Annotated in this window: 20 protein-coding genes; 18 read left to right on the top strand and 2 right to left on the bottom strand. The window is 47.4% G+C overall.

Annotation, left to right across the window (positions count from 1 at the left end; translation table 11 throughout):
- The first annotated feature begins 18 nt into the window (after nucleotides 1-18).
- The 11 genes from murB to ACETMN_RS14895 all read left to right on the top strand — a co-directional run bounded on the left by murB (nucleotide 19) and on the right by ACETMN_RS14895 (nucleotide 17,205).
- The gene (gene murB, locus ACETMN_RS14845; protein WP_091016425.1) at nucleotides 19-909 is read left to right on the top strand and encodes a UDP-N-acetylmuramate dehydrogenase; all 891 of its coding nucleotides are present in this window, start codon (nucleotides 19-21) and stop codon (nucleotides 907-909) included.
- A gap of 147 nt (nucleotides 910-1,056) precedes the next feature.
- Nucleotides 1,057-1,782 carry a hypothetical protein gene (locus tag ACETMN_RS14850; RefSeq protein ID WP_091016423.1) on the top strand — a complete coding sequence of 242 codons (726 nt, stop codon included), beginning with the start codon at nucleotides 1,057-1,059 and terminating at the stop codon, nucleotides 1,780-1,782.
- Nucleotides 1,783-2,020: 238 nt separating this feature from the next.
- Nucleotides 2,021-2,980: an ABC transporter permease gene (locus tag ACETMN_RS14855; protein ID WP_091016421.1), complete on the top strand. Its 960-nt coding sequence runs from the start codon at nucleotides 2,021-2,023 to the stop codon at nucleotides 2,978-2,980.
- Between the two features lie 2 nt (nucleotides 2,981-2,982).
- Nucleotides 2,983-3,852 (top strand): carbohydrate ABC transporter permease, encoded by an 870-nt coding sequence (locus ACETMN_RS14860; protein ID WP_083679484.1) that lies wholly within the window; start codon nucleotides 2,983-2,985, stop codon nucleotides 3,850-3,852.
- 23 nt (nucleotides 3,853-3,875) lie between these two features.
- On the top strand, nucleotides 3,876-5,414 hold the full coding sequence (locus ACETMN_RS14865) for an ABC transporter substrate-binding protein (RefSeq protein WP_411736288.1): 1,539 nt from the start codon (nucleotides 3,876-3,878) through the stop codon (nucleotides 5,412-5,414).
- Entirely contained in the window at nucleotides 5,411-6,739 is a 1,329-nt protein-coding gene (locus ACETMN_RS14870; RefSeq protein ID WP_091016418.1) for a Gfo/Idh/MocA family protein, read from the top strand. The genes ACETMN_RS14865 and ACETMN_RS14870 overlap by 4 nt, the downstream gene beginning before the upstream one ends.
- Before the next feature lies 1 nt (nucleotide 6,740).
- Complete coding sequence (locus tag ACETMN_RS14875) at nucleotides 6,741-8,972, top strand: glycoside hydrolase family 105 protein (RefSeq protein WP_411736289.1); 2,232 nt, start codon at nucleotides 6,741-6,743, stop codon at nucleotides 8,970-8,972.
- An 87-nt stretch (nucleotides 8,973-9,059) separates the two neighbouring features.
- Nucleotides 9,060-11,354, top strand: coding sequence for an AraC family transcriptional regulator (locus ACETMN_RS14880; protein WP_411736290.1), 2,295 nt, complete (start codon nucleotides 9,060-9,062; stop codon nucleotides 11,352-11,354).
- A 43-nt stretch (nucleotides 11,355-11,397) separates the two neighbouring features.
- Nucleotides 11,398-13,455 (top strand): glycoside hydrolase family 65, encoded by a 2,058-nt coding sequence (locus tag ACETMN_RS14885; protein WP_091016412.1) that lies wholly within the window; start codon nucleotides 11,398-11,400, stop codon nucleotides 13,453-13,455.
- Nucleotides 13,456-13,522: 67 nt separating this feature from the next.
- Entirely contained in the window at nucleotides 13,523-14,668 is a 1,146-nt protein-coding gene (locus ACETMN_RS14890) for a glycoside hydrolase family 105 protein (protein WP_256975137.1), read from the top strand.
- Complete coding sequence (locus ACETMN_RS14895; RefSeq protein ID WP_256975136.1) at nucleotides 14,665-17,205, top strand: glycosyl hydrolase family 95 catalytic domain-containing protein; 2,541 nt, start codon at nucleotides 14,665-14,667, stop codon at nucleotides 17,203-17,205. Before ACETMN_RS14890 ends, ACETMN_RS14895 begins: the two co-directional genes overlap by 4 nt.
- A gap of 163 nt (nucleotides 17,206-17,368) precedes the next feature.
- Here ACETMN_RS14895 and ACETMN_RS14900 read toward each other — a convergent pair whose 3' ends face one another.
- The gene (locus ACETMN_RS14900; protein WP_091016411.1) at nucleotides 17,369-18,145 is read right to left on the bottom strand and encodes a DUF817 domain-containing protein; all 777 of its coding nucleotides are present in this window, start codon (nucleotides 18,143-18,145) and stop codon (nucleotides 17,369-17,371) included.
- 266 nt (nucleotides 18,146-18,411) lie between these two features.
- Between ACETMN_RS14900 and ACETMN_RS14905 the strand changes: the two genes are divergently transcribed.
- From ACETMN_RS14905 to ACETMN_RS14935, 7 genes are all read left to right on the top strand, one after another.
- Complete coding sequence (locus ACETMN_RS14905) at nucleotides 18,412-18,756, top strand: YojF family protein (protein ID WP_091016410.1); 345 nt, start codon at nucleotides 18,412-18,414, stop codon at nucleotides 18,754-18,756.
- A 23-nt stretch (nucleotides 18,757-18,779) separates the two neighbouring features.
- Nucleotides 18,780-19,454, top strand: a complete 675-nt coding sequence (gene bshB2, locus ACETMN_RS14910) for a bacillithiol biosynthesis deacetylase BshB2 (protein ID WP_091016408.1) — start codon at nucleotides 18,780-18,782, stop codon at nucleotides 19,452-19,454.
- Nucleotides 19,455-19,771: 317 nt separating this feature from the next.
- The gene (locus tag ACETMN_RS14915; protein WP_411736291.1) at nucleotides 19,772-21,160 is read left to right on the top strand and encodes a nitrous oxide reductase family maturation protein NosD; all 1,389 of its coding nucleotides are present in this window, start codon (nucleotides 19,772-19,774) and stop codon (nucleotides 21,158-21,160) included.
- A complete protein-coding gene (locus ACETMN_RS14920) occupies nucleotides 21,157-21,738 on the top strand; it encodes a nitrous oxide reductase accessory protein NosL (RefSeq protein WP_091016406.1) in 582 nt (193 codons plus the stop codon). Before ACETMN_RS14915 ends, ACETMN_RS14920 begins: the two co-directional genes overlap by 4 nt.
- Nucleotides 21,739-21,766: 28 nt before the next feature.
- The gene (locus tag ACETMN_RS14925) at nucleotides 21,767-22,588 is read left to right on the top strand and encodes an ABC transporter permease (protein WP_411736292.1); all 822 of its coding nucleotides are present in this window, start codon (nucleotides 21,767-21,769) and stop codon (nucleotides 22,586-22,588) included.
- On the top strand, nucleotides 22,581-23,294 hold the full coding sequence (gene ccmA / locus ACETMN_RS14930) for a heme ABC exporter ATP-binding protein CcmA (protein WP_411736293.1): 714 nt from the start codon (nucleotides 22,581-22,583) through the stop codon (nucleotides 23,292-23,294). Before ACETMN_RS14925 ends, ccmA begins: the two co-directional genes overlap by 8 nt.
- Nucleotides 23,295-23,356: 62 nt before the next feature.
- Nucleotides 23,357-23,848, top strand: coding sequence for a TlpA family protein disulfide reductase (locus ACETMN_RS14935; RefSeq protein ID WP_411736294.1), 492 nt, complete (start codon nucleotides 23,357-23,359; stop codon nucleotides 23,846-23,848).
- Between the two features lie 174 nt (nucleotides 23,849-24,022).
- Here the strand turns inward: ACETMN_RS14935 and metE are convergent, their stop codons facing one another.
- The gene (gene metE, locus ACETMN_RS14940; RefSeq protein ID WP_411736295.1) at nucleotides 24,023-26,317 is read right to left on the bottom strand and encodes a 5-methyltetrahydropteroyltriglutamate--homocysteine S-methyltransferase; all 2,295 of its coding nucleotides are present in this window, start codon (nucleotides 26,315-26,317) and stop codon (nucleotides 24,023-24,025) included.
- Nucleotides 26,318-26,356 lie beyond the last annotated feature (39 nt).

The raw sequence follows: 26,356 nt of genomic DNA on the forward strand, positions 1-26,356 counted from the left end.
ACGCAGGGAGAGAAAATCATGAATATTTTTGAGCAACACATACCTTTGGAAAAAGTGAAATTTAATGAACCGCTAAAAAATCACACGTTTATTAAAATTGGTGGTAAAGCAGATATCCTCATCCATCCAACAACGATAGACGAAATCACTAAAATCGTAGAGATTGCCAACATACATCAATTGCCGCTGACGGTTATTGGCAAAGGCTCCAACGTCATCATTAAAGATGGAGGCATCCGTGGTGTAACCATTTCCCTTAGTCATTTCGATCAAATTAAAGTGAGTGAGGACAGCATGATTGCCCAAAGCGGTGTTGATATCATTGATGTATCCAGACTTGCTTTGGAGCATAGCTTAACTGGTTTGGAGTTTGCTTGCGGTATTCCCGGCAGCACGGGGGGCGCACTTTACATGAATGCGGGTGCTTATGGCGGTCAGATCGCCGATGTTGTTGAACGTGCAACTGTGATCACCAAAGACGGTGCAGTGTTGGAGATCCCGCGAGAAGAGATGAAGTTTGGATATCGAAATAGTCTCTTCAAGATGGATCACTATATCATACTGGAGGCCGAATTCGGGCTCAAAAAAGGAAACAAGGAAGATATTGCAAGCAAAATGAAGGAATTAACGTTCCTGAGAGAATCCAAACAGCCGCTGGAATTCCCCTCTTGTGGAAGTGTATTTAAACGACCCGAAGGACATTTTGCCGGTAAACTGATTCAGGATTGTAACTTGCAGGGCACTCGCATCGGAGGTGCAGAAATCTCCATGAAGCATGCAGGTTTTATCGTAAATGTGGATCACGCTACTGCCCAGGATTATATGGATCTGATCCAATTTATTCAGAAGAAAGTATATGATACGTTCCAAGTTGAATTGGAAACCGAAGTCATCTTTCTGGGAGAATAGCTTCGATGAATACTTAAAAGGTCGCCATTGGCGACCTTTTTTTGATTGGACGAATTGGACTCGGACAAGAATCCATATGCTAATTATGGTAATATTAGAGTGATTGTATTTAATATCTCATCGTGATTATAAGGAGTGCAATTGGAGATGTTCAAACGTAACAGGAGAATTCTGCTAATCGCGGCTATGGTAGTTTTACTGTCGCCCTTGTCAGTCCTGGCATATATGTATATGAATGAACGTGCAGGCGGCCTAGCCGATCAACGGATATCTAAAGTTTGGGGATTAAGTGAACCTATACAGATTCCTATAGCGAACAGTCCTGAGAGGGCAGTTCAGGAATTTAGAGGTGAGTTTTATACCTCCCAATTTATTCATCAGGAGGCTGTAGACGGAGGCATGATTTTGTTCACACAAAAAAAGGGGCGGGAAAACAACAGTAATCTTCAAATGGAGTATACCCGCAAGAACATGTTTGGATGGAAATGGGTATGGGGTGGAGGTTATTCCATAAGTGAGGGTCAACACACCAAGTTTGCTTTGGATTATATGAGTATACCGAAGTTGGATAAAGTTTCGGCACCGTTTCCCATGTTGTTTGGTAATATTAAAGATTCATCCATTAAACGTTTATATGTAGAGACCAAGGACGATGGAAAAGTGATTGAGACCGAAGCGAAACTGGTTGAGGTGAGTTCGGGACGTCTAATCTGGTATGTTTTCCTTCCTCCGTCAGCCGCTATCCCATATGTAATGAAGGGATTTAACGAAGAAGGGAAACTCATTACCCATGAACAAATTAAAGATGCCAATGACAGCGGGTCGTTAACTCTCCGAAAAAGATCTCGTGGACTATCTAGATACATATGGTAAAGGACAACAAACATTGATTCTTAAGAGGTCGCCTTATGGCGGCTTTTTTTATTGCCAATGTAGTACCAACCATTCCGCCAGTGAATGAACCGATCCTGCAAACCCGCGTCACGCAAGCGATTGGCTCATGCTATGGCTGATTGAACGATTGTTTGCTGACCCAGCTCTCGCTTAACATGTGAACAGAGGAGCCTGCTCGTCATTCACCATCATTCTGTCAAAGGGGGCCTGCGATCGTATGGCTGAGCTGTCGGAAACATCAACGTTGCAACCCGGGGTTACAGTCAACAAACCCGTCAAACCAAGTTATCTGCGTAACATTCGAAAACACTGGATGTTGTATGTCATGATCCTGCCCGGCATTTTGTTCTATATTATTTTCAAGTACATTCCACTTGGCGGAAGCGTGATTGCATTTCAGAACTTTCAGATTATGAAAGGCATATGGAGCAGTCCATGGGTTGGCCTGGATAACTTCAAGTTTATTTTTACGTATCAGGACTTCTATCATGTGCTTCGGAACACAGCTCTGATTGCCTTATACAAACTGGTGATCGGATTTCCTGCTCCGATCCTGCTAGCGCTATTGTTCAACGAAGTGAGAAAAATGCTTGCCAAACGCTTTTTGCAGAGTCTGTTTTATCTGCCTCATTTTCTCTCCTGGGTTGTTGTCGGGGGGATCGTGTTTGAGGTGCTAGCCTCGGGTGGTTTTGTAAACGCTGTCCGTGGATGGTTCGGGTTCGAGCCGATCCTGTATATGCAGCAGGAGCAATATTTCCGACCTATTGTTGTCTTGTCCTCCATCTGGAAAGAGGTAGGGTGGGGAACGATTATATACCTCGCTGCGGTAAGTGGTATTGACCCCACGCAATATGAAGCGGCAGTGATGGACGGAGCGAACCGCTGGAAGCAAACGATCTACATTACATTGCCTGCGTTGTTCCCGACGATCTTAACCCTGTTCCTGCTGAATATCGGCAATTTCCTGGAACTTGGCTTTGATCAGATCTATAACCTGCTGACACCGATGACCTACTCGGTAGGGGATATCATTGAAACGTACGTATACCGCTCTGGTGTCCTGCAAGGGCAATATAGCGTAACAACAGCGATTGGTCTATTTCAGTCGGTGATTGGCTTCATTCTGCTCTGGGTCTTCAATCGGCTAGCGAGAAAATCAGGAGAGGGGTTGTGGTAATGATCAAGCAGACGATTGGAGAAAAGCTGTTCCAAACCGCCAACTACATTTTCCTGACACTTGCGGCCTTTACGATGCTCCTTCCGTTGCTACATCTGCTTGCGGTTTCCCTGAGTTCGCCGGTTGCGGCAGACTCCAAAGAAGTATTTCTGTGGCCCGTTGGCTTTACTTTCGCGTCATGGAAACACATTCTACAAAGCTCGGGCTTATGGCAATCGTTCGGTGTAACCGTATTCATTACGGTAGTGGGTACTGCGCTTAGTATGTTATTTTCAGTGTTGACCGCTTTTCCGTTATCGCGCAGAGAATTCATGATTCGCAAACAAGTGATGCTGGGCATTGTAATTACGATGATTTTTAATGCCCCGATGATTCCATTTTTTCTGACGGTAAGGGAGCTGGGCATGATGAATTCCATCTGGTCCCTGATTATTCCTGGTGTAATTGGCACATTTAATATGGTCATTCTGCGTACCTTTTTCATGAGCTTGCCCAAAGAACTTGATGACACGGCCCGAATCGACGGTTGCCATGACTTCCGGATTCTGTTTCAGATTTATTTGCCGCTATCCAAGCCGGTTCTGGCTACGGTCAGTCTGTTCTATGCGGTGGGATACTGGAACACGTTCCAGCGGGCGGTACTGTTTCTACGTGATCCAGGGCTATGGCCTCTGCAGATGAAGCTGCGAGCGTATTTAACCAGCCCGGAGGAACTGGCCCAGGTAAATATGTTTCTTGGGGATTACAACTTCAATACAACCACGTTAAAGGCAGCGACGATACTTTTTGCAAGCGTTCCCATTATTTTGGTGTATCCTTATCTACAGAAGTATTTTGTGAAAGGTTCATTGCTCGGATCACTGAAAGAATAAACCATGTTCAGGGGGATGATTTCATGAGAAAACAACTGACCCGCAAGATGATGCCGCTAATGCTCAGTCTAGCCATGCTGTTGGTCGCTGGTTGTGGATCAGCGACTACAAGTTCCGGAAATGACGTTGGTAACGGCGAAGACAGTGGTGGAGCTGCAAAAGCCAAAGTATTCAAAAGCCATATGGGCGTTGGCAGCTTGCCAACTGCGGATAATCCACATGTGAAATACATTGCTGAACAGACGGGAGTCCAGTATGAGCTCATTACAACGCCTCCCGGTTCGGAGCCATCCGAATACTTGAACCTGATGATTGCCTCCGATGAACTGCCAGATATCCTGCGTCCGATTGGAGGCATTGAGCAGACACTGATTCAGCAGGGAGGCGCGTTACCACTGGATGAACTCCTGCCTGAATATGCACCCCATGTGTGGGAGAGTATTCCTCAGGAAGCTTGGGATATCGTTCGCTCTGCTTCCCCTGATGGCAAAATCTATTATGTGCCCAAGGTATTCCTTGTGCCTGAACGTGCACCGTTAATTCGTCAGGATTGGGTGGATAAGGTGGACATGGAGATGCCAAAGACCACTGATGATTATGTCGAGCTGCTCACAGCTTTCCGTGACAAGGACCCGAATGGCAACGGCAAACCGGATGAACTGCCAACAAGCGGAAGGGAATTCGGCAGATGGATGGACCATTTGTTTGCGATGTACGGGGTAGCGATGTGGGAAGGGTATCCCGAATGGGATGAATACGATGGAAAAATCCAGTACGCAGGGACTACCGACAATATGCGGGAAGCAATCAAGTTCATTCGCATGTTATATGTGGAAAAACTGCTTGACAATGAAACCTTCCTGAACAAAGGGGAAGTGTGGCAGGCCAAAATCAATAATAACCTCGTAGGCAGCTGGTACCATTTGCCTGCAAATGTGCGAGATCGGTACAATGCGATGCTGACCCAGGCTCCAGATGCCTACATTGCAGCAATGCCCTTGCCCAAAGCAGAAGGGTTTGAAGCTTTTGTCACCCAGAAAAGCATGGGTGAACCGGAATGGATGATCCCAGCCACCAAACAGGATAATGCGCCAAATGCGCTGAAGCTGCTGGACTTCTTCTATAATCCTGAAAATGATGAGTTTGGTCGCTTCGGTCTTGAGGGTGAGCAACATGAAGTCAAGGATGGACGCAAAGTCATTCTTCCACCTGCTGACAACAAACCGCTTGCCTTGGGTATGAAGAATCTGACCACAGCAGAAGACATGAACAAGCGGATTGAAGAGACATATCCGGAAGATCAGCAGCAAATGGTCAAAGACATGTTCAAAGTCAGCACTGCCGATGCGCGGCAAATTGCCGGTGACGGTCTGCCAGCCTCTGTGTATGAAGGTTTTCCTGATATCCAGTCTCACAAGTTGTTTCAAGAGGTATTGACCAAGATTGTCATCGGCGAGCTGCCGATCGAGGCTTATGATGAATATGTGAAGAAATGGAATGCTTCCGGGGGCGAAGTGGTCACCCAGCGTGTACAGGAATGGTATGAGAAGGTGAGAAAATGAAAAAGAGATATGCCCTATGCGGGGTCAGCGGCAGAGCATTGGGACAATTTGCAAAACCAATTCATGAGCTGTTCTCTCATAATTCAGAGGTTGTCGCTTTGCTGGATACCGATCCTGCACGATTTGAAGTCTATCGCGCCCATTTTCCTGAGCACACAGAAGTAGCAGTATATGGAGCTTCGAATTTCGAGGTTATGGTCGATGAGACGCGGCCTGACTGTATCATCGTGGCTGGCAGGGACGATACCCATGCCCACTATATTGTTGCCGCGTTGGAGCGGGATCTCGATGTTATCACCGAAAAGCCGATGACGACTACTGGAGCTGATGCCAGACGCATTCTGGAAGCAGAAGCAAGAAGTAATGGCAACGTCATCGTAACGTTCAATTATCGGTATATGCCGATCCACATGCGCATCAAGGAATTGATTCAGGAGGGGAAACTCGGTCGCGTCACTTCCATCGACCTTAACTGGTATATCGATACCCATCACGGCTCCAGTTATTTTAAACGGTGGAACCGTGAACGGGCATTCTCGGGCGGACTGTCTGTCCATAAAAGTACCCACCACTTTGATCTGGTCCAGTGGTGGATCAATCAAAAGCCAGTTGAAGTTTTTGCCTATGGAGCACTGAACTATTACGGGGCTGAAGGTGAATGGAACCCGGCACAGGAGGACGGAAGACATTGCCGTACATGCCATGTCTCAGAAGATTGTGCCTATTATTCCCGCTGGACGTCCCGCAGTCGTCAGATCCGGGTACCGGATGACCATCTGAACCAGCTCGGTACAGCAAGCCAGCAGGAGTTTCCATACACTTCATACCGCCCCGACCAGTGTATCTTCGATTCCATCATTGAGATTGAAGACACGTATGCCGCAACCGTGAAATATAGTGGCGGCGCGCTGATGAGTTATTCGGTCAATTTCTCACTTCCTTACGAAGGGTACCGTTTGGCGATAAATGGCACGAAGGGCAGGCTAGAAACATTGGAGTATCATATGCCGGCCCGGACGCCTTTTCCCACACCCGTCCAGACGATCGATTACTTTCCGCTCTTTGGTTCAAAAGAAACGATCCATGTTGTTCATCGTGAAGGCGGACATGGAGGAGGAGATCCACTGCTGCTGGAGGATATTTTCCTCGGCGAAGATAAGAGACGCCCTTACCGAATTCTGTCTGGCGCTGAAGACGGCGCTTATTCCGTTGCCGCTGGAGAAGCAGTGTGGCGATCTGTGGAAGAGCATCGGCCGATTTCCATAGACGAAGTGCTGGGTGGTTGGAACAGCAGAGTTGCCACACACAAAGGGAGGGAGAAGTGACATGAGCAGACCTGTGTATTTTGAACCGGAGGAGAGCATGGCTTATCACAGTGGTGAAGACGTTATTCACGCCCTGATGAGCATTGCGGGAAGGTATATTGGAGCCAATCCTCCGCATCCCCCGGTCTACAGGGTAAGTAGATCAGGACTTGTGCGCAAGTCCGATGATCACCGCTATGATTTTCCATTGGAGGATCTATTCCCCGACATGCAGAGAGGACAACAGGTCTATGCATGGGCCAAACTGTGGAGTGACAGTGATCAGGAATTTATTTTTCATATCACCTGCTTCGGACCTGTTAGGCTATATCATAATGGCGTGCTGATCTATGGTTCTGCACCTGAAGAGGAATATCAAGCGATTCCTGTTCTGAAACTGAAATGTGGACTGGTCAGAGGCTGGAATCATTTCGTTCTTGAATTCAAATTAGGGGAGAAGGGGGGAGGAGGCCAGTTTGGCACTGGCTCCCGGAAGAACAAACCACTTCACTTCATTGTGCCTTCGCTCGAACGAGATGGGGAAGAAGGCTGGCTCTACAGCGAGCCGTTGGATTTTCCGTTGTCGGAAATTCCTTCTGGCCCCATGCGAGAGAAGGCCACTGGCGTTAACTGGTTGCCTCGGGAGGAAGACCCCGAGAAGGCATCGCCTTATGGACAGTTGGCACGGATGTATGGACTGACCAGCGGCATGTCTGCGTATGCATGGACGAAGATAGATGGTAAGAAATGTGGCAAGGAGACTGTGCTAATCTCTGGTGAGGCCTACAGCCCGATTGAATTCTCGGTGGAGGGCAAGGTGGTATTCCATCAAGAGCATGCCGGACGCTTTCGCTTCGAACTGCCATTGTCAGCTGACGTGCAAGATCTGACAGCGAACTGTGTAGGTGGAGACCGGGATTGGGGATTCCGTATGGATGCAACTACAGATGAGATGTTGACACCCGCACTGGATGTGAAGGGGCACAGAGGCAAGTGGCTGTACCTGGGTCCTTTTCAAGCGGAACAGGAGATTGATCTGGCTTCCTGCCAGAAGATGAAGAGGACTGCTCGTAGCGGAACAGGTGAAGAGGTATACTGGCGAACAGAGCTGCCAGACGGAGAGGTACGTCCATTTCTGGAAAATGAATGGTTCGGCCGATGGAACTATCCCCTGGGCGTCACGTTATACGGATTGCTTCAGCTTGGCAAAGTGGGTCAACGATCGGATATTCGAGATTACGTGCTGAATCACATTGAATTTGCCTCTTCACGTTTCAGCTACTCCTTATGGGACAGAGAACGTTATGGTGCAGCTGGGCTGAATAATCAGCTCTCCCATATCGACAGCCTGGACGACTGTGGATCTTTCGGCGCCACCATGTTGCTTGCCGATCGGGAACGCAAGTTAGACGGCGTTTCAGAGACGGCAGCTCATATCGCTGACTATATTTTGCATCAACAGTCCCGTCTGGAAGATGGAACTTTATACCGCAAGATTGGTGTCTCCAGATCAATGGATAACACGATGTGGTGTGATGATCTGTATATGAGCATCCCGTTCCTGTGTAGATACGCCGAATGGTCGGGTGACGATAAGCTGCTGGATGAAGCGGCAAGACAGGTTCTTTTGTATAAAAAGTATCTGTATATTCCAGAGCGTCAAATCATGTCCCATGTATTCGATGTGGAGCGAGGTGAGCCAACAGGGACCCCTTGGGGCCGAGGCAACGGCTGGGTACTGTTCTCTTTGTCGGAGCTGCTGACGGCCCTTCCTCATGATCATCCATCCTATACAGTTCTCAATCAGTTCTACAGGGAATTGTGTGAAGGGTACTTGGCATTGCAGGGCAGAAACGGACTGTGGCATCAGGTATTAACGGACCCGGAGTCGTATGAGGAAACCTCCTGTACCTCCATGTTCATCTATGCGTATGCCCGAGGGGTGCGAAAGGGTTGGCTTTTAGATCCGAAACCCTATGCACGAGCGGCGTATCAAGGGTGGAAGGGGCTATCGGAGCGCACAATTGATAAAAGAGGCAATGTATACGGCGTATGTCGTGGCTCCAGCTACTCCTTCATGAATCACTATTACAAGCATGAACTGGGTTGGAATCTGAATGATACCCATGGGATCGGCATTGTACTTCTTGCTGGGCTTGAAACTATTGCCATGCAAGAATGGCAGACAAACACGCCGGTTTTCGCTGCGGAAAGGGTCGGAACACCGGAGAAATTGGAGAAGTCATCTTTTTAGAGGGAGAAAATAGGCTGTTGGACCGGGTCGTATTGGGCATATGGGAACGGTATAATATCGGTATATTGCATATGAGGTGGGATAATTGTGACCCTTTCCTTCTTAAAGTGGCTAAAATTCAATTTCACCAATACCCAGACCCGGCTGCTGCTGATTCTGACTGTTGTTGTCTTCATGATTATTATTGCGGTGGGGATGACGACGTATTATTTTTCCAAATCGGTGTTACAGCAGGAATTAAGTGAGCCGCAACACCAGATGCTGCGTATCAGCATGAATGATATTGATGAAGTGATCCGGGAAAGTGATCAGATTGCGGTGAAAATTGCACTGAACAGTAATGTATACCGATTTCTCACCAATGAAGTACAGGGATCATACCGCAATATTACGGAACTGGTACAATTTCTGGAAACCTTAATCAGTAGTACGTCTTTTATTAAGAGCGCTTACATTTTTGATATGAATCGGGAGAGCATTGTTGCCTTCCCACAAGGCTACAGCTCCAGCAAAGTTAATTTCCCGGATTCGGATTGGGTTAGCGTTGCCGATGAACTTGAAGATCGTCCCATGCTGGTCAAGCAACGTGAGATTTCCACTTCTTCTGGTGCATCCATGCCGCAAATTACACTTTACCGAAAAATAATGATCGCTGGCGAGTTGAAAGGGATTATCGCAGTTAATTTCAAGACAGAGAAGATGTTCGAGCACATGCTGCTCTCATCCGTCTCCGACCTTGACAGCCACCGGTTCATCCTCGATACCAACAACCAGCCTTTATATGATCTCGGCAATTATGCTGTCGGAGAGGAAGCGGTCAGTCATGTACTCACTCAACTGGATGGTGAAAAGCTTGGTGAGTTTAAACATGAAGGTAAGCTTTTACTGGCTTCACAGACCATTTCACCGTACACCGGATGGCGTTATCTGTCCGTGATATCACAAGACAGTCTTCTGGCTAATGCACAGAAGATTCGCAATATTGTTTTTATCGTATCTTTGTTGGCTCTTGTAGCAGGAGCGGTTACGATCACAGTTTACAATGCAGCTGCTTTTAGACCGGTAAGACGCATGAGACAACTGCTCAGCGGTTACGACCAGGAGAGAATCCATCCGGAGCAGATTGATCTGGAGAAAATAACGGGGCAATTGCTAACGGATCATGCTCAGCAGGCCATCAATCTCAGGCAGACCCTTCCGGAAGCTTCATCCAAATTTCTGACGGATATCTATAACGGACATATGACAGGAAGTCGGGAAATTAGCGAGAAATGGTGCCGTTATTTCAAGGATTGGAGCGATGAGCCACTCTCTATTGCCATGTTGTCGATTGATAATTATAAGGCCTGGTGTGAGCGCTTTACGAAGTCAGATCACTCCCTGCTGAAATTTGCCATTGGTAATATCATAGCTGAACTGTTGTCTGGACAATGGCGGGTGTTATCAGCCGATCTGGGCAGAGACCGGATGCTCGTGATGCTGCAACCGATTCATTCTGGCGGTAGCAAGAGCGTAGCGACAGCGATACGAGAGACGATTGGCATGATTCCTCGCTTGCTCAAGTTTCAGGTATCGAGCGGTGTAAGCGGGGGGCACGACGGATTCATGCGACTTCAGCGAGCCATGCATGAGGCGGAAAGTGCGCTGGATTACAGATTCTACCTGGGGTATGAACGAGTTATTTCGTTTGAAGAGATCTCGGGTCTGCAACCAACCGAGAACACATTGGAAGAACTTGAATTCATGACTCAACTGACGGAGACCGTCGAAGCAGGAAGGGGTGAAGAAGCCCTGAGGACTTTTGACAAGATAGTTGGTCGAATGACTCACGAACAATGGCATCCTTCATCAGCGCTGGCCTTTCTTGAAGCTGTTGCAGCTACACTTGAACGAATTCGCCTGAAGCGCGAGACAGAAGGTTGCGGACTCGAAATGGTGGATATGCAGACCATGCATCTGGAGGCTGTCTGTGAAGTGCTGCGAAGCCAGATCGAAGGTTTGGCAGAATGGTTCGGTAGTCTTATGCTCAGCAAGGATTTCATACTGTGTCAACAGATGATTGCATTTATGAACAACCACCTGGAAGACCCGGTAAGCATTCAGGAGATTGCCGAGCATGCCGGGATCGGAAGCAGTTTGGCAAGTCAGTTGTTCAAGCAGGAAATGGGTGATACCATCCACGGATATTTCACCAAGCTTCGCATGGAACGTGCCTGTGAACTATTGCTGGATACGGATTATAGAATTTCCGAGATCGCAACGATGGTGGGTTATCAGCATGAGAACAGCTTTATTCGTGTGTATCGAAAATACAAAGACATTACACCGGGCAAGTACAGGGAGGTAATGCGAAGCCGCAGGGGAGTACTACGGGAATCATGACCCATACTTGAACCCATAGAATGACAAGGAGGCAGAGCCATTGATGGATCGACAATCGGTCGTCACCAGGAATCATCCCGTATTAACGCAGCTTGAGCCCAGATCGCCTTTATCTGTAGGTAATGGAGAATTTGCATTCAGTGCTGATTTTACGGGACTTCAGACGTATCCAGAACTGTATGAACTACCTCTTGGTACACAATCCAACTGGGGGTGGCATTATACGGGCGGTCATCATGTATTCGGAGATGAGGATATTGTCTATCAGGCATTCGAGACATATGGCCGCAAAGTGCCATACCCCATGAAGCCCGAAGACAAGGGAGAAGCCTATCATTGGCTTAGGCAGAACCCGCATCGAGTTCAGCTTGGACGCATTTCATTTCGTTTGCTAGGAGAAGATGGTCAGGAGACGGACGTCACCCATGTCGTTCCGGTACGTCAGGAATTGAATCTATGGACCGGAATTCTGCACAGTGAATTTACCGTTCAGGGGGAAGAAGTGCGTGTAGAGACAGCCTGTGACCCACGGCTCGATTGTATCGCCATTTGTGTACAATCCGAATTAATCCGTAAGCAGCGTCTGCAACTTTTTGTTCTATTTCCAGCGCCCGATATGACACACCGGAGCTGGTCAAAATCAGTATTCCCCGACTGGAAGCAAAATGACAGACATTCTACTGTGCTGACATCGGTCACTTCGACTTCCGCATCGTTGAAACGTGTGCTGGATGAAGATGAGTATGCATTGGAATGGATCTGGGACGCAGGCCAACTGGAACAGACAGGAACTCATGAATTCACCCTATCTCCCAAGGCCGTACCAGACTCGGACATTTGGTCGTGCAGTGTATCTTTTGCTGCACATAAGCCGGAAACCTTGCCAGCAGATACAGTGTTGCGATCAAGCTCGGTCCACTGGAATCAGTTCTGGAATGATGGCGGAGTGATTGATTTTGAAGGCAGTTCAGATCCGCGTGCCGCTGAACTGGAGCGTAGAGTAGTCCTATCCCAGTTCCTGAGTGCGGTGCACAGTGGTGGGTCCATGCCACCACAAGAGACCGGATATATGTATAACAGCTGGTTCGGAAAAATGCATCTGGAGATGCATTGGTGGCATGCAGCGCATTTTCCGCTCTGGAATCGGACCGATCTGTTGTGCAAGAGTCTGGACTGGTACCTGACCATCCTGCCAGAAGCACACGAACTGGCACGCTCTCAAGGTTATGTCGGTGCGCGATGGCCCAAAATGGTGGGTTATAACGGGCATCAGACTCCGTCGCCAGTAGCTCCGGGATTGATCTGGCAGCAACCACATCCCATGGCACTAGCTGAGATGTGTTATCTGTCCCGGCCTGACCCTGCTATGTTAACAAGGTATAGGGATATCGTATTTGAAGCAGCTGACTTTATGGTGTCCTATGCCCATTGGGATGGGAAAAGGCAAGCGTATGTGTTAGGTCCGCCGCTTATTCCTGCGCAGGAGAATCACGCCATGACCGATAGTTTGAATCCGCCCTATGAACTGGAGTACTGGAAATTCGGTTTGGAGATAGCCATCCTTTGGGCAGAGCGTTTGAATCATCCAGCCAATCCAGACTGGCGAAGAGTGGCTTCATATATGGCTAAACCTCGACATGAGAACGGAGTTTATCTCGCACACGAGAATTGTCCGGACACTTATACCGTTAAAAACCATGATCATCCCTCGATGGTTGGAGCACTTGGACTATTGCCAGGTTCATTAATCGATCCGGAGATCATGAGAAATACGTTGCTCAAGGTCAAAGAATGCTGGGACTGGGAATCCGCCTGGGGTTGGGATTTTCCGATGTGCGCGATGACAGCGGCCAGATTGAATGAACCAGAGCTTGCAGTGGATTTCCTGATGATGGATGCCACGAAGAACACGTATTTGCCTAATGGACACAACTATCAGAGAGCAGGGTTGTGGGCATATCTTCCCGGGAACGGTGGTCTCCTAACCGCTGTCGCCATGATGGCCGCCGGCTGGACAGGGGCAGGAGAACAAGCGAATCCGGGATTTCCACGGGATGGAAGCTGGACTGTGAAGTGGGAAGGTCTTCATCCTTTGATGTAATCATCAGAACGTTAAACCCCGAATGAACGGTACAGATGGCATAATCTATCAGAAGGAGGATTTCGATATGGTTGGAACTTCGACAAAGTCAGTGACACAAGAACGGAGAATGTCTGTCAAAATAGCAGATACCTTGCTTTCCGAATGCCAGAATGGCGATCATCCCAAGATTGCAGGCAAATGGGGCTATGTGGGCGGGATGACGCTGATGGCACTGGAACGCGCTGCCGAATGGAATCAAGAATCCCGCTACGCGGAACTTGTCGAGCGTCACATGAATGACCTCATCGAGAATGACGGCACCATTCGGACCTACCAGTTGAATGATTACAACCTGGATATGATCAATGAAGGCAAAAATCTGTTCAACCAGTGGAAGAATTCCGGCAATGACAAATATGCTAAGGCAATTTTGCACCTGGTTTACCAGCTTAAAGGACAGCCACGGACAAGTGAAGGTGGATTCTGGCATAAGAAAATATATCCGTTTCAGATGTGGCTGGATGGCATTTATATGTCTTCACCCTTTCTGGCGGAATATGCGAGCACCTTCGATCATCCCGAGAGCTTCGATGAAGTGGCACGACAGATTTTGTTGATCGAGCGAAAGACCCGTAATCCGCGTAATGGCCTACTCCACCATGCCTGGGATGAGAGCAGGGAACAACGCTGGTGCGCTCAAGATACTGGTCGATCCGTTCATGTTTGGGGCCGGGCCATGGGATGGTATGCAATGGCCGTGGTAGATGCACTGGAGCACTTTCCCGTGGATCACCCACAGCGCGGACAGATTATGGGCATATTTGAACGAATGGCATACGCGATTGCTCATGCTCAGGATCATGATAGTGGACTCTGGTACCAAGTGATGGATCAGAACGGAAGAGCCGGCAATTATCTGGAAGCCTCTGCTTCCTGTATGCTGACCTATGCACTCGCGAAAGGCCTTCGGTTACATTATCTGGCTGAACTGGACCGTGAAGTCGTTGATCATGCCTATGCTGGAATATTGAAGCAGTTAGTCACTGAAGATGAAAAAGGGGTGCATCTGCACCACATCTGTCATGGTGCCGGACTCGGTGGGAAGAAGTATCGGGACGGTTCTTATGAATATTACATCAGTGAACAGGTCGTTAGCGATGTGCAGATGGGCGTAGCCCCATTCTTGCTAGCCAGTATTGAGATGGAGAGACTTGGGGCGGAAAAAGCGTGAACCAAAACACTGATCACACAGACACTACAGGCATACGGCCGGACAGGAACAAGTTGTTGCTAAAATATCCTTCTTCCTGGTGGCAAGGGTTGTGGCGAGAAGCGCTTCCTTCCGGAAACGGTAAGCTTGGTGCTTCAGTGCAAGGCGGAATTCAGACGGAAACTGTGCTCTTGCAGCACAGTGAATTATGGCATTGGGGGCGCAAAGATGAACTGCCCGATGTCAGTCATACCTTATCAGAAACCCGTAAGTTAATGGATGAGGAACGATATTTGGAGGCAAGCTGGCATCTGACCCGTACACTGCAAGCAGAAGGTTACGCGTCCAAGTTGTCTTCACGATGCCCACTGGCTACAATGACGGTGGAAATGAAGTGTAATAACGCTTTTCGCAAATATCGGCGGGAACTGGATATGGACACAGGGGAAGTTCAGGTCCGCTGGCAGGACGGAAGTGACAACTATACAAGAAGTCTGTTCGTCTCACGTGCAGACGATTGTGTTGTCTATGAGATCGAGACTCATAGAGTGAAAGATGGAACAAGTGCGCAGGGAACAGGTGCGGCTGAGCATTCATCGCTGTCGGGGACGATAGGCCTGCAATTCCCGCAGGGCGACAGGGTGAGAGAAGATGAGGAGTTCAACGCACTAAAGTCGTCTATAACGATAAGAATTGATCGGGATGATAGTGGAGACTATCTGTGCTATGGCGGGCAAAATGACGATGGACAGGACTACGGAGCGGTGCTGCGACTGATCCAATTGAACGAAATACCTGGTGCGAGTCATGATCAACAAAAGGAAAGCGAACCTAACGAAGATATGCTTAGCAGGCAACTTCATTTCCATATCTCTGGAAAGGTGCTTGTGCTTGTTAAAATGTTTGCTACGGGCAGACGAGCGCAGGAATGGACACGGTTAAAGCAGGAACTCGCATCGCTTGAGAGCGACTACAATACGTTGCTGGATCGGCATATCTCACTGCATCAACCGTTGTTTCGGTCCGCTGAGCTTGATCTGGGTGATAAAACGGATGACGGGCGCTGTAATGAAGACTTACTTCTGGAAGCCTATGAAGGTGAAGCACCTACAGGGTTTGTGCGCAAGATGTGGGCCTATGGTCGATATCTATTTATCAGCGGAACCTCTGAATATAGCGGATTGCCATTTGGATTATACGGCTTGTGGGGTGGTGATTATCGCTTGATCTGGGGTCACAATATGGCGAATGAGAATGTGCAAATGATGTATTGGCACACTGACGTAGGTGGTTTATCCCATCTGAATCGTTCGTTGTTCCGCTATTACAACGGATTAATGGATGACTTTCGCGACAATGCTCGCAAGTTATATGGCTGCCGAGGAATTTACATTCCCGCTGGAACAACACCGGGTATCGGTGTGCCTAACCAGATTGTTCCGGTAATTATGAACTGGACCGGAGCAGCAGGATGGATCGCCAGACATTATTATGCACATTATCAGTTCACTGGAGATAAGCAGTTTCTGCTCGAGGAAGCCCTGCCCTTCATGAAGGAGGCCCTTCAGTTCTATGAAGATTTTCTGGTGCTGGATGAAGACGGAACATACAAGATATACCCGTCTGTTTCGCCAGAGAATACACCTGAGAATTTTATGCCTAAGCATGGACAGCCACTGGCGCATCCTATGCCTACAGCCATTAATGCCACCATGGACATTGCTATTATTAAAGAACTGCTACAGCATGTCATTGCAGCCAGTCGACTAACTGGAGTGCATACGACTAAGATTCCGTGCTGGGAAGCCATGCTGGAGCATATGCCCGACTATCTAATTGAAGCGGAGGGAGCTGTGAAAGAATGGCTGCATCCTGCGTTTGAAGATCGACGTGATCATCGTCATCTTTCACACCTGTATCCTGTTTTTCCAGGACAGGAGCTCACCCGTGAAGAACAGCCAGAACTGTTCCAAGCGTTCGAGACAGCAGTTGATCAGCGAAGGCTTGGTGCTCAGAGTGGTTGGTCCCTTACACATATGTCGTCCATATATGCTCGACTTGGCAATGGTGAGCGGGCGCTGGAAAGTCTCGATATTCTTGCGCGCTCCTGTGTTCTGAGTAATGGGTATACCTTGCATAATGACTGGCGTAATATGGGGGTATGTATGTCGATGCCCGCTGCTCCGATTCAGCTGGATGCCAATATGGGCTGGGTTAATGCAGTACAGGAAATGCTGCTCTATGTGTCAGAACAATGGATCAAGTTACTGCCAGCATTGCCAAAACGGTGGACACAAGGTTCCATTCGTGACTGGTGCATACCAGGAGGTAGAATGTCCTGTACATGGAACCGGAACTCGGGCTTCTTCCGGGCAGAACTTGTCGCGGACCGGCGGATCAATACGAAGCTTCATATTCCTGAATGGGTGAACGGATGCGTGATGCTCAGCAAAAGTGCCTGCTTATGTGAACTTGATGATAATGGCATCTATGAGCTTGAAATTGAAGTTGGTGGGGAACTAGTACTGGAGCAGTTAGCATCTGGACATATGCAATAAAAAGTCCACATTAGGCGCCTTTTCACGTAGCAATTATCAGTTGCTGCGAATACTTTCAAAGTACTGAACAGACTGAAGAGCAAAACAGCGGCACTCAAAGACTTATTTTCCAGTCTAGAAGTGCTGCTGTTTTTGTGATAAGGGGATGTAATGGCTCGTCAGGTTATGATTCATCTGCGGTTCGATTGGCCTTCACATATTTAAGTTGCGCAACGATGATGACGCTAATAATCACCAGCAGAAACCACGAACTAATTTTGCTAAAGCTAACCAGTTGCCAGGCATCATGCTGATCAGGATATTTCCAGGCATTGAAGAAGGTAGCGATGTTCTCAGCAGTCCAAATGAAGAAACCAACAATGATAAAAGCAAGCGATAAGGGCATTCGATAGGTCGTTGCTCGTACCCTGTAAATAATCCAGGTTTTCCAGAAGACGACGAATACAAGGGCCGTCAGCCACCAGCGAAAATCGGGCATAAAATGATGAGTGAAAAAGTTAATATAGATGGCTGCTCCCAACAGCATGGAAGGTGCAAAACCAGGCCATCCGGTCATGTCCATTCGCAGTCTTCGCCACACCTGACACATAAAACTGGCTACACTTGCATACATGAATCCGCTATACAGAGGGACACCCAGGATTTTGGTGTAAGCTGGCTCAGGGTAAGACCAAGATCCCATCCATACTTTATAAATCTCCAGCACCAGGCCTATAATGTGAAATACACAGATGACCTTGATTTCATCCCGGGTTTCCAAGCCGCTTCGATACATCAGGTACTGCACAGCAAGTAAGACAAGCAGAATGGCATCATACCGATGAAGGAAAGGAATAGGAATTACGCTGGACAGGGCCAGTGTACCAAAGATCGCTACGGGAAATATGCAGCTCATGGCCTGATGATAGCCAAAATGAAGTAGTTGTATTAGAGATTTCAAGTTGAGTTAAACTCCTTTCCAAACATGTTGGAGCAAGATTCACTTAAGATTTAAGGTTCTTCATCACGGGCGTTTTTGCCTACACTTTATAATATAGATATGGTCCATGAATAAAAAGAGAAAAAAACGCGCAAATCTGTTCTTGTTTTCAAACTGGAATCATCATGAGAACGCTCTATAAGAGGTGATAGGGTCACTCCATGTATATTCTCTTCTGGTTATGTTAAAATGAAATTCGTACAATTACATTAGACAAGGAGGCCGCTATGCAACCGATTAAACCTCAAGATATTCAGCTCCGGATCAATGAACTTGTGGATCAGGACTTATACGTACACCTCGAACTCACGTCTGGAGCGTATGCGCATCACTATGACAGTTCGAAGCACCCAGCATCGGCATTCATTACTAATGCGGCCATACGATATACGCAGGGGTCCATTTCAGGTACGGGTCCATACCGGGTTGGTCTGAAAACCACTCAGGGATGGATTTACGCCGAGGGCCTTACACATATTGACGAACAGGACCAAGAAAGACTGATTCTGGCTGGTCACGATACCCAAGGTAAACTAGTTGTGGCGTTACAATTAAGCCGAGAGATGTTCTGATGAAAGCGGAGGATTGAATAACCATGAATACTATACACAATGAGCATGAACGAATCTTGGTGGTGTATCCACATCCGGATGATGAAGCTTTCTCAGTGTCCGGAACATTAGCCAAGTACATAGAAGGTGGCTCTCACGTTACCTATGCTTGTCTAACACTAGGCGAGATGGGACGCAACATGGGGATTCCTCCTTTTGCTAACCGCGTCACATTGCCTCAGATCCGCAAACAAGAACTGATTGAAGCTTCAGCAGCCATTGGAATTCAGGATTTAAGAATGCTTGGTTTCCACGATAAAATGATCGAATTCGAAGACCCGCAACTGCTCGACGATAGCATCATGGCACTGATCAAGGAACTGAATCCATCCCTTGTGATTACCTTCTATCCGGGGTTCAGTGTACATCCCGATCATGATGCGACGGGAGAAGCCGTCATTCGGACGATTAGTCGTCTTCCTGTAGGAGAGCGTCCATTGGTTCATTGCGTTGCATTTGCCCACAACCAGGAACAATTCATTGGTAAAGCGGATGTAATCGTTGATGTATCCGGATTTTTGAAACAAAAAATGGCGTCGATCCGCGCCCACCGTTCACAGTTTCAGGCAGCCGAGCTTGTCGGGGATCGAGAGTTGAATTCAGAAGAGATCCAAGCCCGTTTTGGCAGAGAAACATTCTGGACCTACCCATTTGCCTAACACCATTACGTAGAAGTCGCCAATTTGGCGGCTTTTTTTGTTTACATCACAATATCGACACAAAAATGTAGTGTCTATAGCCTGATTGAGCTATATGGAATAAATATCATTTTAAGTACACTGTGATCAGGATTGTGATAACGCTTCATTTATTACATTGCTTCAATGGATGAGGAACATGGAGGGTTGATTTTAAGTGGAATGGAGGGATGGTGTGTACAACCAACGTATATTTTGGATTAATGTAAGACCCGTTGAATACATTGCCACAGCAATAAGCAACTGTAACAAGAAGCCGGAATTGCGCGGTTTGAATCATGAGTAATCCTTGGGCAGGATTGGGTGCATTCGACAGCTGTAAGAAGAGTCGGGTTACGGGTTTCATTTTTCTAATCGGAATGATGATGCTCCTACTATCCCTTCCGCACGGTGCAGTCATGGCCTCCTCCGGACAACGTGAGCTTATTCCCCTTCAGCCTATGATTGACCGTTCTGCACCTGGAGAAGTCATTGAGCTTGCATCAGGTCGTTATTCTGGACCCGTGACGATTGACAAAAACATCACCATTCAGGGTGATCCTGCGGTCATCGTTGTTAATGCGGAAGCCACCTCTACGATAATGATTCGCTCGGATGGGGTGAAATTGAGTGGTTTTACAATTGAACATGATACGAATGAACAGACTGCAGCGATTCAGGTTGAAGGAGAAAACAGTGAGATCACGGATCTGCATATTCAGACCCAGGGGTATGGGATGATTATCCGGAATTCGAGTCAGGCAACGATTCAACGGAACAGCATTACGTGGGCCGGGTCTGATTCGGCTTCCAGTGGCCAGAAGGGCAATGGCATTGATCTGTACAACTCCCATGATAGCTTCATTGAAGCCAATGAGATCACCGGCATGAGGGATGGAATCTATTTGGAGAACAGTCGCAAGTCTACCGTTCGAAATAACAGGCTGTTACATACAAGGTACGGCATCCACTGTATGTACATTGACGGCTCTTCCGTCATGGACAATACCGGAGAGGAGAACATGACAGGTGCCATGATCATGGGCGTCAAGAATACGGTTATATCGGGCAATTCTTTTCGCAAACAAAGTACCAATGTTCATTCCCAAGGGATTCTGTTGTATGACGTACATCAATCCTCTGTTCACAACAATGTAGTGGAAGGTAATCGTGTCGGCATGAATATTGCAGAATCGTCAGGAAATGAGATACATGACAATGCGTTGCTTCGGAATTTTGTTGGCATCCAGCTTGTTCTGGCAGAAGCTAATGAGTTTACACGTAACCGAATGGTGTCTAATGTCATTGAAGCTTCGGCACTGGATAGCCCGAATAATGTCCTGATGGAGAATTACTGGGACTCCTTTCAGGGGCTCGATCTGAATCAGGATGGAATCAGTGAAATTTCCTATGCCATCAATCCTTTTTATGAGCAACTGGTCAGTCGAAATTCTGCGTATCAGCTCTTTTTTCAATCACCGGGTATGGTCTTTCTGAGTGACTTGTTTACAGAAGGCAGAGAACAATGGACTACCGACAAATCGCCACGAATGAGCATGGATACGGAATCTGATCTGCACATGTCAGTGGAAAGGGCAGCAGGTTCCAATCTGGTGTGGATGTTCGGGTTAGTTCTGTTGGGTATGGCAACTTTTATAATCATCTATATGGGGGTATTACGAAAATGAACAAAAGTTCGAACAGAAGATGGTCCATGGTTATGGTACTTATGTTTGGCATGGTATTGTTAACCGCTTGCGGAACTAAATACGCGGCATTGCCGATTAATGAAGACGTGGATATCTGTGCGATCTGTAAAATGCAAGTGAAGGACGATGCATATGCAACACAGCTCACTACGAAAGACGGCCAAAATTACAAGTTCGATGATATCGGGTGTATGAACCAGTGGAAAACAGAAAATGGCACAGATAACATCGGCATGGACTATGTACGTGATTACAATGACAAGGAATGGATTGAATACAGCAAAGCCACGTATGTATACGATGCTTCATTGCGTACGCCCATGGCATATGGAATTCTTAACTTTAAGGACAAACCTTCGGCTGAAGCTTTCATTGCAGAGCAAGGTGTTGGAACCATTATGACCGCTGAGGATCTTGCCTCCCATGACTGGAAACAGAACACAGAGAATATGGACATGATGGGTGAACATGGGCATGATGAGCACGGACATGGTGAAGAAGGAGATGGTAATGAGATGCATCAGGAAGGTGAGATAGAAGAAGAGTCAGGCCACTAAGTATGACAATAGAAAATGGTGATCAATGATGTCAGATATGATACAGATTGCAAGACGAGAAGTGAAAATGGGATTTCGCAATCCTTGGGCGTATTCGTTTCTGATCCTTTTTTGCACCTTTAGCTTAAGCTTGTTACTGCTGAATTCGCAGAATCTGGTTGAAGGATATTCGGGCACCACAGGTTCCATGTTGAATCTCATTCTCTACCTTTTGCCATTAATGACGCTATTCCTCGGTTCCTTCTCACTAACATCCGAAAAGGAAGACGGTAGTTGGCAACTGCTGTCCACGTATCCCATCGGCACGATGTCTTTTATTGTGGGCAAGTATCTTGGGCTGTCGATTGTTTTGATCACCATTGTTGCGTTTGGATACGGCCTGATGGGGGTCATTAGCGGAGTAATCGGGAATCCACTGGATGTCATGACATATCTTCTCTTTCTGGCATTTTCCTGTGGACTGGTGTTGTTATTCCTAACTCTGGCGCTATTTATCGGTTCGTTGTCGCGCAATCGGTGGCAGGCGTTAACGATCTCGGTGACCGTATGGTTTTTCGCTGTCATTGGGTGGCCGACCTTATTGCTCTCTGTGCTGGGACTGATGCCTTATCTGTGGGTGAAACCGCTACTGATTATACTAACGCTCATCAATCCGGCAGAGCTGGTGCGATTGTTTGTAGTCATCAAACTGGGAGGCGGCTCCATTCTTGGACCAGAATATTATCGATGGGTGGAGTGGGTGCAGCAACCAAGTGGCAGTTGGATATTCATCGGGATATGCCTGTTCTGGATAACCTTCTCTATCTTGGCGGTATATGCGATCTGGGAGAGGGGGCGTTCTCATGGATAAAGTAGGGCTCGAAGTGATAGGATTGTGCAAATCCATTAAAAAGCAACCCATTGTTGAGGATATCTCCTTTCACATGAATTCTGGCCAAGTGCTTGCCCTCTGTGGAGGGAATGGCGCAGGGAAAAGCACGGTTCTGCGAATGATCGCAGGGATTCTTCGGCCTACCTCCGGTGAGGTTGCGGTAAACAATGTGCGATGGTTGAAGGAACGCAAGCGTTATTCAGAGCAGATTGGATATATGCCGGACGATTATCAATTTAATCAAGGACTGAGTGCGGAGGAATTGCTTCTGTTCTGGGCTTCTCTGAGGAAAGTTCCCAAGGAGAGAGTACAGGAAGTACTGACGATGGTAGGTTTGGAAGATCAAAAGAAAAACCGGGTTACGACCTTCTCCAAAGGGATGCGCCAACGTGTGTTATTTGCCCAGGCTGTACTGTCCAAACCTCCACTGCTCATCATGGATGAGCCAACAAATGGATTGGACCCATTTTGGATGCAGGAATTAACTCAGCTGCTCAAGGGAATCAAACAGGATGGTCACATGGTCGTGTTCTCAACCCATCAGTTGGAGATCGCGGACGACATTGCGGATCAGGTGATATTCATGAACCATGGACGTAATGTTGGAGAGGGCTCCACTCACGACTTTCGTGATCAATTTGGTTCGCTCCATGCAGCATTTCATCAAAGTCTTGGTTTAAAGTGAAGGTGAGTTTATTGCAGAAGAACAGTTTTAAAAGCAGGCGTACACTTACAATTTTGATTGGTATGATCGCATTGTTAGCAGGTACATGGGCCATTTTCGAAAATGTGTCGACACCCGAATCTGGGCGTGGCATCTCTATTCAAGCAGGTGCAAAAGCCCCTGAGTTCACAGCGGTTAATTCAGCAGGCGAACAAATCAAGCTATCCGATTATCGGGGCAAAGCCGTCATGATTAACTTTTGGGCTTCATGGTGCACGCCCTGTGTAAGGGAGATGCCGCTCGTTCACCAGATCGCTCAAGACTATCAGAACGACGTGGAAACCCTGTTTGTTAACGTGGGGGAATCGAAGGGAACGATCCGTGAGTTTATGGATAAGCAGGCGTTTGATTTTCCGGTGATCATTGATGTGACAGGCAACATATCAGGCATGTATCGTATTACAGGTTTGCCCGCAACAATGGTCATTGATAGGGATGGGGAGTTCCGTCACATACTGCTCGGTGAACTGACAGAAGATATACCATTGCAACAATGGTTGGAAGAGAGTATTTAGGTGTAAGCGTTGGATGGTGAGAAAAGGGGAAGGAACGCCAGAGATTGCCATGTTACAAGTGAAATGAATTTACGTTAAAATTACCTACAAAAAGTAACCAGATAAAAAGCCGAACACCCATTTAACAAGGGGGTGTCCGGCTTTAATTTTGAAGTTATGCTGCTTCGCAGCCGATTACAATACAGCAGCTGAAGCGTGATTGTTACGAGCGATTCTGGTTGCGTCAACCATGTTACGCAGGGAAGCAACCGTTTCTTCCTGTCCACGGGTTTTCAATCCGCAGTCCGGGTTAATCCAGAACAGCTTCGGATCAAGAACACGCAGGGCACGTTCAATCATGCTGCTCATTTCATCTACACTCGGAACTCGTGGGCTGTGGATGTCATATACGCCAAGACCGATACCGAGCTCATACGTATTTTCTTCAAAGCTATGAATCAGTTCACCGTGACTACGGGATGTCTCAATGGAGATAACATCCGCATCCATAGCTTCAATGGAATCAATCATGTCATGGAATTCGCAATAGCACATATGCGTATGGATTTGAGTCGTTTCATGCACCGTGCACGTGGAGATACGGAACGCTTTGACTGCCCAAGCCAGGTAATCGGCTTGTTCATTTTCTTTCAGCGGAAGCCCTTCACGAACAGCCGGCTCGTCAACCTGGATCATGCCAATACCTGCCTGTTCAAGTGCCTCGACTTCCTGTCTCAACGCATACGCCAATTGATAGGCAATCTGCTCACGAGCAATGTCTTCGCGTACGAATGACCAGTTCATGATGGTAATCGGGCCAGTCAACATGCCTTTGACAGGACGCTCAGTCTGCGATTGGGCATATTTCGTTTCTTCCACCGTCATTGCACCCGTAAATGCAACATCGCCGAAGATAATAGGTGGCTTCACACAACGTGAACCATACGATTGTACCCAGCCGAACTGTGTAAAGGCAAAACCGGCAAGTTTCTCGCCAAAGAATTCAACCATGTCGGTACGCTCAAACTCACCATGCACCAGTACGTCAATTCCGATCTCTTCCTGAATCTTAATCCAGATATCAATCTGCTCCCGGATGAAGGCAGCATACTGTTCGTTGTTCAACTCGCCCTTACGCCATAATTGACGTGCTTTTCTGACTTCAGCAGATTGCGGGAAACTACCAATCGTTGTTGTCGGGAAGAGTGGTAATTGCCATTTGGCCTGTTGGGCTTCATGACGCTCTGCAAAAGGACGGGAGCGCTCTGGCTGTTGAACACTGATGGAAGAAACGGCTTTCTGTACAGCGGTACGGTTCCGATCTTCGGATTGCTGAAGCGCCAGAAGAGGAAGCTCTGCTTCGTTAATTTTAGCGGTAATCTCTGCACTTGGTGAAGATAAGGCTGTAGTCAAAAGAACAACCTCATCCAGCTTTTCATCTGCAAATGCCAGAGCATTCTTCAGTTCGGTTGTAAGTTTTGCCTCCCGTTCTGTCGTTACTGGCACATGCAGCAGGCTGCAGGATGATTGCACGATGATACGTTCAGGCGTCACGAACTCAGTCAGTTCATTCAGCAATTTTAGTTTTCCTTGAAGGGAAGCTTTCCAGATCCCACGTCCATCAATAATACCTGCACCGAGCACTTTGTCTGCTGGGAAACCGGAAGTCCGAATAGATTGTGTGTTACCAGAGAGTCCGTGTACAAAATCAAGTCCTACACCTTGAACTGGCAGTGCAACAATATCGTTGTAGTTTTCGACAGATTCAAAGTACGTTTGCAGCATGATATTCAGGCCTGGAACGGCTGCGGCAAATGCTTTATATATTTTATTCAGACGCTGTACGTCTTCATCGTTTAATTTGGTTACCAGAATAGGCTCGTCGACCTGCACCCACTGAACGCCTTCGCTTGCAAGTTCTTGAAGCAATTGAGTGTAAAGTGGCAGCAAGCGGTCCAGCCAAGCGTCTGTCTCGGATTTATCATAGCCTTTGGAGAGCTTCAGGAAGGTTAACGGTCCAACGATTACCGGTTTGCCTTCAATGCCGAGTTTTTCTTTTGCTTCACGATAAGCGAGAAGTGGTTTGTTCTCCGTCAGAGTTGGGGAAGCCCCGTCCAGTTCAGGTACTATGTAGTGATAGTTGGTGTTGAACCATTTTGTCATTTCGCTTGCTGCGGCATCTTTTGTTCCTCGGGCAATGCCATAATATACGGACAACGGAACGGAACCACCATCATAAGCAAAACGTTTAGGAATAATGCCAAACATCACAGCCGTATCCAGGATATGATCATAATAGCTAAAGTCATTCACCGGAATGATGTCGATGCCTTTCGCTTGTTGCTTGCGCAAATGATCGATACGGATCTCTTGCAAACGTGCGTGAAATTCTGATTCTTCCAGCTTGCCTGCCCAGAACACTTCCAACGCTTTCTTCCATTCCCGATCAGCACCAATACGCGGATATCCCAATACACTACTCTTTGTCATCGTTTAAAACCCCTCTGCTTTTATGTTACACAAAATTTA

The organism is Paenibacillus sp. M2, from assembly GCF_046713495.1.
Classification (GTDB): Bacteria; Bacillota; Bacilli; order Paenibacillales; family Paenibacillaceae; genus Paenibacillus; species Paenibacillus amylolyticus_B.